This window comes from Janthinobacterium sp. GW822-FHT07H10 (genome assembly GCF_058798675.1).
This window is the reverse complement of sequence record NZ_JBXAKS010000009.1, coordinates 189,167-204,338: the sequence shown is the minus strand read 5'-3', so window position 1 is coordinate 204,338 and position 15,172 is coordinate 189,167. Positions and strand designations below refer to the sequence as shown.

The 15,172-nt window shown below is 63.0% G+C and carries 14 protein-coding genes; 8 read left to right on the top strand and 6 right to left on the bottom strand.

Translation table 11 applies throughout. The features are described 5' to 3' along the window. Nucleotides 1–7: 7 nt before the first annotated feature. The 5 genes from AC1RDJ_RS20455 (at nucleotide 8) to AC1RDJ_RS20435 (ending at nucleotide 6,423) form a co-directional block, all read left to right on the top strand. Nucleotides 8–739, top strand: a complete 732-nt coding sequence (locus tag AC1RDJ_RS20455; protein ID WP_493028517.1) for an ABC transporter ATP-binding protein — start codon at nucleotides 8–10, stop codon at nucleotides 737–739. Next, a complete protein-coding gene (locus AC1RDJ_RS20450) occupies nucleotides 736–3,060 on the top strand; it encodes a CPBP family intramembrane glutamic endopeptidase (protein WP_493028516.1) in 2,325 nt (774 codons plus the stop codon). The genes AC1RDJ_RS20455 and AC1RDJ_RS20450 overlap by 4 nt, the downstream gene beginning before the upstream one ends. A 72-nt stretch (nucleotides 3,061–3,132) precedes the next feature. After that, a complete protein-coding gene (locus AC1RDJ_RS20445) occupies nucleotides 3,133–4,785 on the top strand; it encodes a patatin-like phospholipase family protein (RefSeq protein ID WP_493028515.1) in 1,653 nt (550 codons plus the stop codon). Between the two features lie 323 nt (nucleotides 4,786–5,108). Beyond that, complete coding sequence (locus tag AC1RDJ_RS20440) at nucleotides 5,109–5,381, top strand: hypothetical protein (protein ID WP_083412009.1); 273 nt, start codon at nucleotides 5,109–5,111, stop codon at nucleotides 5,379–5,381. Between the two features lie 49 nt (nucleotides 5,382–5,430). Beyond that, nucleotides 5,431–6,423 carry a zinc ribbon domain-containing protein gene (locus tag AC1RDJ_RS20435; RefSeq protein ID WP_493028514.1) on the top strand — a complete coding sequence of 331 codons (993 nt, stop codon included), beginning with the start codon at nucleotides 5,431–5,433 and terminating at the stop codon, nucleotides 6,421–6,423. Nucleotides 6,424–6,514: 91 nt separating this feature from the next. Here AC1RDJ_RS20435 and AC1RDJ_RS20430 read toward each other — a convergent pair whose 3' ends face one another. The 5 genes from AC1RDJ_RS20430 to AC1RDJ_RS20410 all read right to left on the bottom strand — a co-directional run bounded on the left by AC1RDJ_RS20430 (nucleotide 6,515) and on the right by AC1RDJ_RS20410 (nucleotide 10,123). After that, nucleotides 6,515–6,733 carry a hypothetical protein gene (locus tag AC1RDJ_RS20430; protein ID WP_010394888.1) on the bottom strand — a complete coding sequence of 73 codons (219 nt, stop codon included), beginning with the start codon at nucleotides 6,731–6,733 and terminating at the stop codon, nucleotides 6,515–6,517. An 80-nt stretch (nucleotides 6,734–6,813) separates the two neighbouring features. Next, a complete protein-coding gene (locus AC1RDJ_RS20425; protein WP_034784902.1) occupies nucleotides 6,814–7,395 on the bottom strand; it encodes a TerD family protein in 582 nt (193 codons plus the stop codon). Nucleotides 7,396–7,429: 34 nt separating this feature from the next. Continuing rightward, nucleotides 7,430–8,125, bottom strand: a complete 696-nt coding sequence (locus tag AC1RDJ_RS20420) for a TIGR00266 family protein (protein ID WP_071325317.1) — start codon at nucleotides 8,123–8,125, stop codon at nucleotides 7,430–7,432. A 191-nt stretch (nucleotides 8,126–8,316) separates the two neighbouring features. Beyond that, complete coding sequence (locus AC1RDJ_RS20415) at nucleotides 8,317–8,892, bottom strand: TerD family protein (RefSeq protein ID WP_071325318.1); 576 nt, start codon at nucleotides 8,890–8,892, stop codon at nucleotides 8,317–8,319. A 151-nt stretch (nucleotides 8,893–9,043) separates the two neighbouring features. After that, nucleotides 9,044–10,123 carry a DUF475 domain-containing protein gene (locus tag AC1RDJ_RS20410; RefSeq protein ID WP_071325319.1) on the bottom strand — a complete coding sequence of 360 codons (1,080 nt, stop codon included), beginning with the start codon at nucleotides 10,121–10,123 and terminating at the stop codon, nucleotides 9,044–9,046. A gap of 115 nt (nucleotides 10,124–10,238) precedes the next feature. Between AC1RDJ_RS20410 and nhaR the strand changes: the two genes are divergently transcribed. From nhaR to AC1RDJ_RS20395, 3 genes are all read left to right on the top strand, one after another. Then, nucleotides 10,239–11,153 (top strand): transcriptional activator NhaR, encoded by a 915-nt coding sequence (gene nhaR, locus AC1RDJ_RS20405; RefSeq protein ID WP_071325320.1) that lies wholly within the window; start codon nucleotides 10,239–10,241, stop codon nucleotides 11,151–11,153. 122 nt (nucleotides 11,154–11,275) lie between these two features. Further along, a complete protein-coding gene (locus AC1RDJ_RS20400) occupies nucleotides 11,276–12,610 on the top strand; it encodes an MFS transporter (protein ID WP_493028513.1) in 1,335 nt (444 codons plus the stop codon). Between the two features lie 117 nt (nucleotides 12,611–12,727). Further along, nucleotides 12,728–14,068, top strand: a complete 1,341-nt coding sequence (locus AC1RDJ_RS20395) for a hemolysin family protein (protein WP_071326699.1) — start codon at nucleotides 12,728–12,730, stop codon at nucleotides 14,066–14,068. Here AC1RDJ_RS20395 and AC1RDJ_RS20390 read toward each other — a convergent pair whose 3' ends face one another. Then, complete coding sequence (locus AC1RDJ_RS20390) at nucleotides 14,069–15,145, bottom strand: AI-2E family transporter (protein ID WP_071325322.1); 1,077 nt, start codon at nucleotides 15,143–15,145, stop codon at nucleotides 14,069–14,071. It lies immediately after the preceding gene. Nucleotides 15,146–15,172 lie beyond the last annotated feature (27 nt).

Below are 15,172 nucleotides of genomic sequence, written 5' to 3'. Positions count from 1 at the left end.
ATGCAGGATGATCGCCTTCGAAGGTTTGGCCAAATGCTACGGCAGTTTCGAGGCCGTCAAGCCGCTCACCCTGCAAGTCGGCAAGGGAGAGGTCTTCGGCTTCCTGGGACCGAACGGGGCTGGCAAGACCACCACCATCCGCATGCTGATGGGCATCCTCGTGCCCAGCGGCGGCCGCGTGCTGATCGATGGTCTCGATTGCCACCGCGACGGCGCCGCCGTCAAGCGCAAGGTCGGCTACCTGCCCGACCATCCCATCTTTTATGACTATTTGCGGGGCCGCGAAATCCTGCAATTCGTGGCCGAAATGCATGGCTACCCGCGCGCCGAAGCGGCCGCCCGCGCGGCGCGGCTGCTGACGGAGTTCGGCCTGGACGAAGCGGCCGAGGACTTTGCCGTCAATTACTCGCTGGGCATGAAAAAGAAACTGGGCCTGGCGTGCGCGCTGGTCCATGATCCGGCCGTGCTGATCCTCGATGAGCCGATCAACGGCCTCGACCCGCGCGCCGCGCGCGACGTGCAGGAACGGCTGCTGCGCGCCGCCGCGGCCGGCACCACCATCTTTGTTTCCACGCATTTGCTGGACATGGCGCAAAGGCTGTGCAGCCGCGTCGCCATCATCCACCGCGGCGCGCTGGCGGCCACGGGCAGCCTCGACGATATCCGCCAGCAGCTGTCCAGCGCTGGCAGCCTGGAAGACATCTTTTTGCAACTCACCGACGAAGCGGACTCCGCGTGACGCCGCTGCCGCCCCCACGCTGGCGCGCCGTCTGGCTGCTGACCCGCTTGCGCCTGCAGCGCCTGCTCAACGTCAGCGGCAAGGGTTTGGCGTGGAAGAAGAGCAGCAAGAGCCGCCCCGCCACGCCGGGCAAGAAGCGGGCACGCTGGCTGCCGGGCGCGCTGCTGCTCCTGCCCATGCTGTTCGCTTTCGCCAGCATCGCGCACCACAGCATACTGAACATGCATTGCCTGCTGGACCAGGTGGCGGCCTGCCAGGCACGCGGCAGCCTGCACACGAGCAAGCACCTGCTCGATCCCGTCATCGCCCAGCTGATGGGACAACCGTTCAGCGCGGCGCTGGTCGGCGGCCTGACCCTGCAGTTGGCGCTGCTGTGGCTGGTCAGCGTGCTGTTGCCGCTGGGTATGGGGGAGTTGTCGAAACCGGACTGCGACCTGGAATGGCTGATCACCCTGCCCGTCGAAAAAAGCACCGTGCTGTGGGCGCGCGTACTCGAACGCACGGTCGTCAATCCGGCCGGCTTGCTGGCCCTGTGGCCCGGCACCACCATGCTCGCCTGGTATTCGGGCCAGGGCTGGTTCGCCCCTGTGTCCGGCCTGCTCGCCAGCCTGCTCCTGCTGGCCCTGGCAGCCATGCTGCGCACCCTGGTCGACACGGGTTTGCGCCTGTCGCTGACGCCATCCCAGCTGGGCAACCTGCAGGCGCTGCTGTCGCTGGCCGGCCTGTTTCCCATGTACATGGGCATGTCCTTCGGCATGGGCATGGGCGGCTTCGCCTATGGCTGGGCAGCAGCCATGCCCGCCTGGAGCGGCTGGACGCCGCCGGGCCTGCTGGTGCGCGTGCTCAATGCCGATGGCGTAGCGGCCGCCTTGCTGCCGGCCTCCCTGCTGCTGGCGCAAGCGGCGCTGTTGATGCTGCTGGGCATGGCCATGCTGCGCCGCCAGCTGCGCCACGGCGTCGTGGGCGCGGGCCAGCGCGAGGGCGTGCGCAAGCGCGCGCCGGCGGCGCGGCCGGCACGCCGGCGCTTCCCACGCCTGGGCACGGTGATCCAGCGGCGCGAGCTGACCCTGCTCGGGCGCGACCGCAATTTCCTCGTGCAAACCTTGCTGATGCCGCTGCTGATCCTCGGCGGCCAGGCCCTGTTCACGGGCCAGGCGCGCGACGTGCAGGCGCTGCTGGCCAGCCCCGCCCTGCTGGCTTCCACCGGCTTTTTCCTCGGTAGTTATGTCCTGATGATGTCGGCCTTCCAGACCCTGAACAAGGAAGGCGGCGCGCTGTGGCTGCTGTACACGTTTCCTGTGCCCGTCGAGCAGGCGCTGCGGCAAAAGGCCCAGCTGTGGGCCGTGCTGGCCCTGCTGTATCCGCTGGCCCTGTTCGGCGCGGCGCTGGCCTGGCTGCCCGCCTGGGAATGGCAGACGATGGGCCTGATGCTGCTGGCGCTGGCCGGCATTCCCTTGTATGCGGCGATCGCCGTGGCGCTGGGCGTGTTTGCCAGCGACCCGCTGGCTACCGAGGCGGCGGCCAAGGTGCGGCCTGCCCATATGTATTTGTATCTGCTGCTGACCAGCCTGTATATCGCCGCGCTGGCCGCCGGCAGCCTGGCGCAGCAGCTGGCGTTCGTCGTGCTCACGGCGGCGCTGGCCGTGGCCCTGTGGCAAAAGGCGCGCGCTGCCATGCCTTACCTGCTCGACCCGGGCGCCTCGCCGCCGGCCACGGTATCGGCGGCCGACGGCCTGATCGCCGCCATGCTGTTTTTTACTCTGCAGACACTGGCCTTGCTCCTGCTCGAAGGTACGGATGCGATGCCGCTGGCGCAGGCCGCCATCGCCTTCAGCGCGGCCGGCACGCTCACGTATGGACTGGCGCGCCTCGTCTACTGGCGCCGCAGGACGACGGGCGTGCCGCGCATCGGATGGGGCCGCCAGCCGTGGCACCGGGGAGGCACAGGCGCCTTGGCCGCCTCCGCCTTCGGTATCGGCTACGCGGCCCTGTTGCCGCCGGCATCGTCGCCATTGATGCATCTCAACGAAAACGGAATCTGGCTGCTGGCCGTGGGCGTGCTGGCCGCAGCGCTGTGCGAGGAATTCATCTTCCGCGGCCTGCTGCAGGGCGGCTTGCGCCGTTCGCTGCCGGCCTGGCAGGCGATCGTCATCGCTGCGGCGCTGTCTGCCATCGTGCATCCGCCCGCCGCCATGCTGCCCGTCTTCGTTCTGGGCCTGTGCGCAGGCCATGCCTACGAGCGCAGCGGCGCGCTGCTGGCGCCCATGCTCACGCACGCGTTGTGCAACGCCGCCATGCTCGGCTACCAGCTGAATAGGTGATCGTTGCCGGGTTTGCTAGAATCGCACACGTTTCCGTCCGTATCCCCAAACCTGACTACGCACAGATCACGCATGAAGCCACGCCTGCTTGCCCTATTCTGCCTCGTTGCGCCGCTGAGCGGCTGCACGGTGCTTGCCCTGCGCCCCAACAGCGGCGTCGAGAACCGCACGTTTACCGTGCAGGAAACCCCGCGCCTGCGCATCGATGCGCCCAAGGCGCGCATCCAGAATCCCCTGCCCAGCGACCATTTCATCGGCATCGCCCTGTCCGGTGGCGGCAGCCGCGCGGCGAACTTCTCGGCCGCCTCGCTGGAGCAGCTGGAACAGTTCGGCCTCGTCAGCGGCGCCTCGGCCATCTCCGGCGTCTCGGGCGGCGCCATCGCAGGCGGCTACTACGCCCTGCATGGCCGGCAGACGGACTGGCCTTTGCTGCGCAGCAAACTGAAAACGGATTTCTTCGGCCAGACCATCCTGAAACCGGCCAACCTGACGACGATGTTGTTGACCAACAAGACCCGTACCTCCTTCCTGTCCGACGTGCTCGATGATGTGCTGTACGACAAGAAAACCTATGAGGACTTGCCGCACGACGGCCCCATCTTCCTGGCCAACGCGACGGACGCCACCGATGGCGGCAAGCGCGTGGTGTTTTCCTATGAATATTTTTACAACACCCTGCACTCGCCGATCAAGGATATCCGCCTGGCCACGGCCGTGGCCACCTCGGCCGCCTTTCCCGGCGTGTTCGACTCCGTCACGTTCGAGCGTTTCCGGCCGAAAAACAGTTTCGTGCCGGAACTCGGTTCCGAATCGCGCGAGTCGCCGTCGTATGTGCATCTGTTCGATGGCGGCGCGGCCGACAACCTGGGCGTGGAAACCCTGTGGGACGTGGCTCTGACCCAGCTGTACGGCAACGACATGGCCTTCGTGCCGCCACGCCTGAACAGCAAGCCCTTCATCCTCATTTCCATCGACGCCAACGCACCCAATTCCAGCGCCGTATTCGAAAAGATGTCGGACGAGCGCCAGCCGCTGGACCGCATCTTCAACAAGAATATCTACGACGCCGTCGACGCCCTGTTTTCGCGCCAGCGCAAGGAAAACCTCGTCAAGATGGGCTTTGGGCAAGCCCGCTTCGATACCATCACGCACGAGAGCTTCGGCGACCTCAGCCAGAAATTCGTGAAAGGCAAGCGCACCTCGGCCTTTGCCATTCCCGTGCTGTGCCGTCCGCACCTGGGCCAGTTCCGCTGCGAAGTCGATGCGGCCGATCCGCTGCCGGGCCAGTTCCGCACGCGGCTCGAAGGCTTTGCCTGGCATATCTCCATCGACCAGATCGCTTCGCTGGCGCTGCGCCTGTCCAGCGGCGATGCGCAAGTCGATCGTGCGCGCAAGGACGAACGCGCCGCCCTCGTCAAGCTGCAGCGCCTGGCCACGCAGACGAAAACCCATCTGAAGCTGACGGGGCCGGAAAATTGCAGCCCGGACGTCTTGCAATCGGCCCTGTACAGCGCGGCGCGCGTGCTGATCCTCGACGACGAGGAATCGCGCTTCGCCCTGTGCGACTACATGCTGGCGAGTCAGCTGATCAATGACGACACCATCTGCAAGCAGCGCTACGTGCACGCCGTGCCCCGCTTCGCCATCGAAAGCGAAGATTTGCAATACCGCAACCTGAGTTCGGATGGCAACTCCGTCAACGTGCCCATCCGCTGCAAGAAATAAGCGGCAATTGCCCGCACCGCACCCAGTGAACCGGCATGCAGCAGGAACGTCCCCTGTTGCAGAGGCTCCTTTCGCCCCGTTGTGAGTATTCGATATATTTCATACAAGTTTCTTTGTTATCATGTTTCCCCTTGGAAATATTTCCTTGCTCATTCAACTGAGCGCCGCTCGTCCGCGCCATCGGCATGGCGCTGCCAGCGTCTCAGTCCACTTTGGCTTGCACTGCAAGGCCAGGAATTCATGACGGGAAAACAATGATCTTTTGCAGTTGCTGTGGAAAACCACTACACGAATCGGCCCCTACCTGTCCGCACTGTGGCGGGGTGCAGCGCCGGCAGGCGCCGGCGCAAGGCGAAGGCCCGGTCTGGATGGCGATCGTGGCGCTGGTGTCGGGAATAATCTGCGTCCTCGCGCTGTTCAGCGATGAGGCCATGGATGAAGAGACGATGTGGGGATTATTTCTCTTTTCGCTGGCCGGCATGGTCTTCGGCGCCGTCAGCATCAAAAAATACATTGCCGGAAAGAAAATGGCAATTGCCGCCGTGGTGCTTTCATCGATTTCGTTTCTGGCATTGATCGGCATGCTGCAGCCGTAGCCTGCCTCCTCCGGTTGTGAACAGCCATTCCACCATCAAAAGGATCAACATGTTTTGTAGTGCATGCGGTACAAAGAGCAATGACGATAACGCGCAATTCTGCACCGGCTGCGGTGTCGCCTTCCTTGCCGGCGCTGTCCAGCCTGCGGCGGCATCGCCCGCCATCGCGGACACCGTGCCAGATGGCATCAAGGGCTGGAGCTGGGGCGCGTTCCTGCTGAACTGGATCTGGGCCGTGGGCAATCGCACCTGGATCGGCCTGCTGGCGCTGATTCCCTATGTCGGCCTCGGCGTGGCCATCTGGCTGGGTATCAAGGGCCGCGAAATGGCCTGGAAAAACGGGCAATGGCAAAGCGTCGACCATTTCAACCGCGTGCAGAAAAAGTGGTCGCAGTGGGGCGTGGGCATCCTGCTTGCCAGCTGCGTCATCGGTCTGCTGATCGGCGTCGGCGCCGCGATGTACGAGAGCCGCAGCCACAGTGCCGGGGACGACCAGCTGAACGCGGAAATGGCGGCCATTCTTGCCGGCACCAACGATAGCCAGGCAAGCAGCATGACGACGGCGGCGCTGCCTGCGGCCCGCACGGAAAGCGGCTCCCTGGACAGCAATGCGGATGCGCTGCCAATGCCACTGGACACCGTGGCCGGCACGCTGTCTAAGGTGGAACTGCAGAATGGCCAGAACGGCGTCGCCCTCAATGAGCAGCTGCTGTTCAGCGGTGACGATGCGCACTGGCAAAAACCCGTACGCGTGTTCAAGCTGCCCGACCAGCGCGAATACATCCTGATGGCCAGCAGCGGCGGCCGTGGCAACAGCTGCGAAACCCTGTTCTACTTCCTGATCGCCGACCGTTCCGGCGTGCGGGCCACGCCGGAATTCGGCACCTGCTCGCCCCAGGGCACGTACACGCAAGACGGCGGCAAGGTCACGCTGACGCTGCCCATGATGGGCGGACACTCGACAATCGTGTTCGACGGCAACACCGTGAGGGAAGACGGCAAGGTGGTGGACCTAGTGGATAGCAACGATCCCTCCCAGTAAGGGAGCAAGCGGCGCAGTGCGCCGCATAAGAAAAAGCCCGCACGATCGCTCGTGCGGGCTTTAGCGCAAGGATACCCGGCGCCCGGTTGACCTAGATCAACCGACTACGCCTGCGCATGTAGCTGCGGCTTAACGCACCCTCCAGTTCCTGCTCCGTTTTATGCTGGTTGACCGTGTACAGGGCCCACAGGGCCGCCGGCACCCAGCCGATCACAGTGCACTGCAAGATCAAGGCGGCGGCGCCGGCCAGCGGGCGCCCCAGCATGAAAAACGTGAGACACGGCAGTAGCAGGGCTATCAGCAATCGCATCACGACATACTCTCCTTCAATAAAGAGCAGCGGACAAGGGCCGGTATCCGGTCCGTCCCCCGCCCGCTGCGTACTGCTCCTTATAGATGCACGGAAATCTGGGGCATCAGGTCGTCAAACGTGCGACCGTTGCCGTTTTCTCCGATGGCGTGCATCTTCCATTCGCCGTTATGGCGGTACAGCTTGGCCATGATCTGTGCCGTGTGGGAACCTTGCACAGACAGGTTGAAACGCGCGACTTCCTGGTTATTGCTGGCATTCAAGATGCGGCAATAGGCGTTTTCCACCTGCGAGAAGTTCTGGCCCGTAAAGCTGTTGACGGTGAAGACCAGGCTTTTCACGTTCGCCGGCACTTTCGACAGATCGACATTGATCTGTTCGTCGTCGCCATCGCCCGCGCCCGTGCGGTTGTCGCCCGTGTGGACGATGCTGCCGTCCTTGCTTTTCAGCTGGCGGAACCAGACGATGTCGGACGTGCTCTTGTTTTCATCGAACATGACGCACGAGGCGTCCAGGTCGACGGCTTCCGTCTTCGAACCGAAACCGAGGAAACCCTTGGTCTTGGCCGCATCCCAGCCCAGGCCCATGGTGATACGGGTCAGGGTGGTACCAGCTTCTTTGTCCAGAGAAATCTTCTGGCCCTTGCTCAAATTGACAGACATACGCATAGCTCCTGTTGGGTTAGTTACTGCTTGATTACGCCGGCTTGCTTTGGGTCCAGGCGAGGAAGGCCGCGCGGTTGCGCGAGCACACGAGGATTTTTCCCGTGCCTGAAAACTTCAATACCATGCCCTCGCCGCTGGTCTGGCTGTTGATCAGGTTACCCAGAAAGCCGCCGCTGCTGCCGGTCGTCATGGAAATCTCGTATTGCAGGCGGTTGTCCCAGCACACGACGTGCGAGTTATCGATCACCACGTCCTTGCCAGGCGTCACTTCCAGTTCCGACATCGCGCCAAAACCGGAGACCGCCAACTGGCCGCTGCCTGCCGTCTCGGTGATGAAAAAGCCACCGCTCTGGGCAAACAGCGCATTGCCAAGGCTTTGCGTACGCACCTTCAATTCCACGCCAGCACTGGCCGCCACGAAGGCGCCGTCGCTGATCATGTATTGTTGGGCGCCCACCTCGAGCACCCGCATCGCGCCGGGCAAGGTGGGCGACAGCAAACAGTCGCCATCGCCGCGCAAAGCCTCGATATGCTGCTGAAAGAACGATTCGCCGTTGGCAAAGGTGCGCATCAGCGCGGCGCCGATGCCGCCAGTCATCTTGCCTTTCAGCTCAAGATTGGTTTCCATCATCACCATCGCGTCGGATTCGCAATAAATCTTCTCGCCCTTGGCAAGCGACACATGCAGGAAGGGATCGACGTCCCCGGTAATATTGAAAACTGGCATATCTATTCCTTCCTCAACGAGATAATGATGGGGCGGCCCACTGAGCGGGCCGCTTTGACTACAAAATCATGGTGCCGCACAAAACCATGGCAAGCGGATGTGATTTGTGGCTGAGAAGCAGCGCTGTAGTTGAGTACAGCGCGCATCGCCGGCCGCAAGGCGCACCGCGCAGCAGGTTTGGTGTGGCGACCTTACACGCCGACGCCGAACGAGGCTGCCAGGGGGCCCAGGCCGCCCTTGTAGCCCTGGCCGATGGCCTTGAATTTCCAATCGGCGCCGTTGCGGTAGATTTCACCGAAGACCATGGCCGTTTCCGCGGAACCGTCTTCCGACAGGTCGAAGCGGGCGATTTCCGTGTTGCCGTTGGCATTGACGCAACGCACATACGCCTTCGATACCATACCAAAGTTTTGCTTGCGCGCTTCGGCATCGTGAATCGTCACGCAGACGGCGATCTTGTCGATCTCGGCTGGCACCGTGGCCAGGTCGACGACGACGGTTTCATCGTCGCCATCGCCGGCGCCCGTGGTGTTGTCGCCCGAGTGGGTGACGGAACCGTCGCTCGATTTCAGGTTGTTGTAGAAAATCATGTCGACGTCGGCGCGTACCTTGCCGTCGGCCTTCAACAGGAAGACGGAACCGTCGATGTCGAACGCGGCGCCGTCGGTGGCGCGGGCATCCCAGCCCAGGCCGATGATCATCTTCGAAATGCCGGGAGCTTCCTTGCTCAGGTTGACGTTGCCGCCTTTTTGCAGACTGATTGCCATGATGTATTTCTCCTATGTGAAATAAAAGTCCAGCGAATAATTGCTCACTACTTGCTAACACCTGGCGCCCCCTCCGGCCCGACTCCCCGGACCAAAGGCGGCGCTTGCTGCATCACGCTGGCAAACGGGTGTGGCGTTTGCCGCGTATTCCTTACACTGCCTTCGCTTCGAGCGCAGGCTGCTTGTCGTCCTCGCCTTCCAGCAAGGCCATGCGGCGCTTGTAGCGGATCGACGACCACAGCGAGGCGAGAATGAAGGCCACCCCGATCAGACCCGTGAAGATCTCGGGAATGTGGAACTTCATGCTGACCAACATGATCACGGCCAGGATACCGATCGCATAGTGCGCGCCGTGCTCCAGATAAACGAATTCGTCGAGCGTGCCCTTGCGCACCAGGAACACCGTCATCGAGCGCACGAACATCGCGCCGATGGCCAGGCCCAGCATGATGATCACGACATCCTTGGTGATGGCGAACGCGCCGATCACGCCGTCAAAGCTGAACGAGGCATCGAGCACTTCCAGGTACAGGAAGCCGCCAATACCGCCGCGCTTGACGATGTCGCCCACGTTGCCGTCGCCGTTATCGCCTTCCAGCAAGCCGCTGACCACATCGACGCCCACGTAGGTCAAGATACCCCACAGGCCGGCCGTCAAGACCACCAGTTTCTGGCCTTCTTCGATCATGCTCAGGCTGGCCATCAGGGTGCCCAGGGCCACCATCACGGAAATCGACGAGATCTTGCCCAGCGCGCCCAGTTTCTCTTCAATACGGCCCAGCCAGTGCGTTTCCTTCTCCGCGTCCAGCAGGAAGTTCAGGAACACCAGCAGCAGGAAGATGCCGCCGAAGGCCGCCACTTCCGCATGGTGATTCGTCAGGTGCATCGAATACTGTTCAGGATTGCTCAGTGCCAGATTCCATACTTCCATCAGCCCCAGGTCGGCCGCTTGCGCCACGATGACCAGCGGGAACACCAGACGCATGCCGAAGACGGCGATGATGATGCCGACGCCCAGGAACAGTCCTTGCCAGAACTTGTCCCAATTCTTCAGCACCGAGGCGTTGACCACCGCGTTGTCGAACGACAGCGAGACTTCCATCACGCCCAGGATCACCGCGATACCGAGCGCCGCCAGCATGGTCTGCACGCCGCCGTGCGTGTAACCCCACCAGGCGGAAATACCCAGGCAGATAAATGTCACTAGAAATGACACTCTGAAATGTTTCATCGATAGTTCCCCTTTATGCAAATTCAATGGAACGTAGTATAGGGACGTATGAACTATTTAAAAATAGAAGATAATGGAAGTATTACTTCGTAAAAACAGAAGATTGGAGGTCGCGATGAAAACTACCGGTTTCAATTACCGCCATTTGTATTTCTTTTGGGTCGTCGCCAAGGAAGGCGGCGTGACGCGCGCGGCTGAACGCCTGGGCCTGGCCGTGCAAACCATCAGCACCCAGCTGGCCCTGCTGGAAAAGGAACTGGGCCGCTCGCTGCTGCAGCCGCAGGGACGGCGCCTGGTGCCGACGGAGGCGGGCCGCCTGGCGCTCGGCTATGCGGACCAGATCTTCCTGCTGGGCGAGCAGATGCAGGATGCGCTGGCCGATGCCGACGTCGACAAGATGCGTTTGACGGTGGGCATTTCCGACTCGCTGCCGAAACTGATGGCCTACCGCATGCTCGACGCCACGCGCAGCCTGGACCAGCCCGTCAAGCTCGTATGCCTGGAAGATGAATTCGAATCCCTGCTGGCCGACCTGGCCCTGCACAAGCTGGACCTGGTCTTGACGGACCGCGCCGTGCCGGCCGGCGCCAGCCTGCGCGTCTCCAGCCACCTGTGGGGCGAAAGCGCGATGAAGCTGTTCGGCGTGCCGGCGCTGGCCGAGCGCTACCGCGACGGCTTCCCGCAGCGCCTGACGGGCGCGCCCTTCCTGCTGCCGGCGCGCAATAACGCCTTGCGCGGCCGCATCGACGAGTGGATGGTGCAGCAGGGCGTGCGCCCCGACGTGGTGGGCGAATTCGAGGATAACGCCATGCTCAACGCGTTCGGCCGCAAGGGCCTGGGCCTGTTCTTCGCCCCGGCCAGCTTGGCGGCCGATATCGAGGAGCAGTTCGGCGCCGTGCTGGTCGGTGACGCCTCGTCCTTGCGCGAGCAGTTCTATGTGATTTCCAACGAACGCAAGATCATGCACCCGGCGCTCGACGTGATCCTGGCCGCCATCCAGGGTCATCCGAAGATTCACAAGGAAACCTGATAAATCCATTCGAAAATAACGTTTGAATAATCAATCAAAAGCGATTGTAATGAGACCTGAGACAGACATGCGCCCGCCGCCCGGCGGCAAGGCGCGATCACCATAAGAACAGGAGCGGCACCATGTCCACGGCAGGCAAGACGATCGATATTCCCGATCTCATCAATAACAACAAGATCGGCTCCTTTCAGATCGGCATGCTGATCCTGTGCGGGCTGTGCGTCATCATGGATGGCTTCGACGTGCAGGCGATGGGCTACGTGGCGCCCGCCATCATCGCCGACTGGCATGTGAGCAAGGCCAACCTCGGTCCCGTGTTTGGCGCCGGCTTGCTGGGCATGCTGGTGGGCTCGCTCGTCTTCAGCATCACGGCCGACAAGTTCGGTCGCCGCCCCGTGCTGATCGGCTCGACCATCTTCTTCTCGCTGTGCATGCTGGTCACGCCGCTGGCCACCACCATCGAGCAATTGCAGCTGATACGCTTCATTACCGGCCTGGGCCTGGGCGCCGTGATGCCGAACGCCATGGCGCTGGCCGGCGAATACAGCCCGCTGCGCAAGAAAGTCACCCTGATGATGCTGGTCTCGTGCGGCTTTACCCTGGGCGCCGTGCTCGGTGGGCTGCTGTCGGCCGCGCTGATTCCCGCGTTTGGCTGGCAATCCGTGTTTTACGTGGGCGGCGTCGTGCCGCTGCTCATCGGCGTGCTGATGTTCTTCCTGCTGCCGGAATCGATGCAATTCCTGGTGCTGAAAAAACGCAAGCTGGATAAAGTCGCCAAGTGGCTCAAGCGCATCGACCCCACCGTCACCATCACGGCCGAGACGCAATACGTCGTGCACGAGAAAGAACACAAGGGCGCGCCCGTGCTGCAATTGTTTACGGGCGGCCGCGCGAAGATGACGATTTTGTTGTGGGTCATCAACTTCATGAACTTGCTGAACCTGTATTTCCTGTCGAACTGGCTGCCGACGATCGCCAGGGAGGCGGGCCTGTCGACGGCCAACGCCGTGCTGGCCGGCACAGCCCTGCAAGTGGGCGGCACCATCGGCACCCTCGTCATGGGCCAGCTGATCGACCGCTCCAGCTTCCGCCGCATCCTGCTGCCGTGCTTTTTGGTCGCCGCCGTCGCCATCGCCCTGATCGGCCGTCCCGACGTCTCGCTAGCCTTCCTGTTCATCACGATCTTCATCGCCGGCTTTTGCGTGGTGGGCGGCCAGCCGGCCGTCAACGCCCTGGCGGCCAGCTACTACCCGACCACCCTGCGCTCGACAGGCATCGGCTGGAGCCTGGGCGTGGGCCGCATCGGCTCCATCATCGGCCCCGTGCTTGGTGGCGAGCTGATACGCCTGAACTGGCCCAACAGCACGATTTTCCTCGTCGTCGCCATCCCCGCCATCGTTTCTGCCATCATGGTCTTTGCCATGCGCGGCGGGCCGCAAACGGCCGCCCAGGGCTGACCAGGGCTGGCAAAGCGCGCCGCGCGCCCGCTTTCACGGCGCGCGCGCGGCAAAATTAGGCTATGGCGCCCTTCGTCGTTTAAGATGACGTTTTTACAGCCCATCTTCAGCGCCCCCATGCACAATGTCTTGCTAGTCCTGCTCGCCCTCTTCCTGGTCGCGCTGAACGGTTTTTTTGTTGCCGCCGAGTTTGGCATCGTCACATTGCGGCGCACGCGCATCCGCGCCATCGCCAAGACACAGGGACTGCGGGGCCGCATCCTGTCCAAGGTGCATGGCCAGCTCGACGCCTACCTGTCCGCCTGCCAGCTCGGCATCACGCTGGCGTCGCTGGGCCTGGGCTGGGTCGGCGAACCGGCGTTTGCCGGCCTGCTGGAACCGCTGTTCGGCGCCATCGGCGTCACGTCGCAAGAGCTGATCCACGGCGTCTCGTTCGTCGTCGCCTTCAGCGTCATTTCCTTCCTGCACATCGTCGTGGGCGAACTGGCGCCGAAATCGATGGCCATCCGCAATCCGGAAGCCGTCGGCCTGTGGAGCGCCATCCCCCTCTACGGTTTCTACTGGACCATGTACCCGGCCATCTACCTGCTCAACGCCAGCGCCAACTGGGTGCTGCGCATGGCCGGCCTGTCCGGCAAGGGCGGCCACGACGCCCACTACTCGTCCGAGGAACTGAAACTGATCCTGCGCACCAGCCAGCCCGGCGAGAAATTCACGCGCGACGAGCGCAACATCCTGGCGCAGTCGCTCGATTTCGAACAGATGACGGTGTCGGACCTGATGCGCCCGATCAATGAAGTGATCGCCCTGCACGCCTCGAGCACGCTGGAAGAAAACCTCGACACGGTGCTGCGCAACCGCTTCAGCCGCTACCCGTATTTCGACGTCAACGAAGACGACGTGCTGGGCGTGGTGCACCTGAAGGATTTGTTCTTCGCGCAGCAGGCGGGCAAGCCCATCACCTCGCTGACGCCGTTTTTGCGCCCCGTCGACATCATTTCCGCGCGCACGCCGGCACTGGAACTGTTCCGCCGCTTCCGCGACGGCGCGCCGCATTTCGCCCTGATCGGCGAAAAGGGCAAGCGCCCGCTGGGTTTCATCACGCTCGACAACCTGCTGGGCGCCATGGTCGGCGAAATCCGCGACGAATTCCGCCGCAATGAAAACGACTGGCTCAAGCAGAGCGACGGCACCCTGATCGGCAAGGCCAGCCTGCCCATCTTTTCGCTCGAACGCATCCTCGGCATCGATATCGAAAACGAGGAACTCGGGCTGGACGACGTGGAATCGGTGGGCGGCTTGATCATGGTCAAGCTGGGCGACATTCCGAAACAGGGCCAGCGCATCACCTTTGTCGACTTCGACATCGTCGTCAAGAAGATGAACGGCCCCCGCATCGTGCTCATCAAGGTGATCCCGAAGCAGGAACGCGATCTCGACGCTGACCTCAGGGACTGATTATTTTTTCAGCGTAATCTTATCTTTGCCCTGCGGCACGGTGGTTTCGCCCACGGTCCACGTCTGCAGCAGGCTATACAGCACCGCCAGCAGGGTCGGCCCGATGAAGATGCCGACGAAGCCGAAAGCCAGCACGCCGCCCAGCACACCGAGCAGCACCAGCAGGAAGGGCAGGCTGCTGCCGCGGCTGATCAGCATGGGTTTGACGACATTGTCCACGCCGCTGATCAGCACGGCGCCCCACACCAGCATGAAGATGCCCCAGCCCGTCTGGCCGTCGTTGAACAGCCAGATGGCGGCGCCGCCCCAGATCAGGGGCGGGCCGACGGGGATCAGCGAAAAGATGAAGGTGGCCACGCCCAGGAGCGCGACGGCCGGCACGCCGGCGATCAAAAAGCCCACCACGGCCACCAGCGCCTGCGCCAGCGCCGTGCCCAGCAAGCCATACATGACGCCGCGCACGGTGCGGCTGACGGTCAGGCCGACGCCGGGCGCGCTGTCGCCGATGATGCGGCCCGCGCCCGTCATCAGGGCGCGGCTCAGCTGCTGGCCGTCGCGGTAGAGGAAGAAGCTGACGAACACGGCCAGGCTGGTCTGCGCCAGGCCCGTGCCCAGCAGGATGCCGCCCGAGGCGAGGAAATGGCGCGCCGGTTCCAGCATGGTCTTGCCCAAATTTAAGAGTTCCTCGCGGTCGGCGAGCAGGCGTTCCACGTAGCCAGCGATGGTTTCGCCCACCACGGGGATGCTGGCCAGCCAGGCCGGTGGATGCAGGCCGCCCGTTTCCAGCGCCGCGCGCAACTGTTCATAGATGCGCGACACATTGTCGGCCAGGTTGTAGGTGACGAGGGCCAGCGGCAGGACGATGACCAGCACCAGCGACAGGGTCATGATGGCGGCCGCCAGGTTGCGCCGGCCTTTCAGGCGTTCGAGCAGCAGCAGGTACAGGGGCCAGCTGGAGATGCCCACGCAGGCGGCAAACAGCATGGCGGCCAGGAAAGGCCGCAAGACGAAGAAGCAGCCGATCAGGAGGAAGATGAAGGCCGCCAGGCGGGCGTAAGGCTCGAAACGTTTGTCCATGTACCGCTAATCCTGAAGATGGCGCCT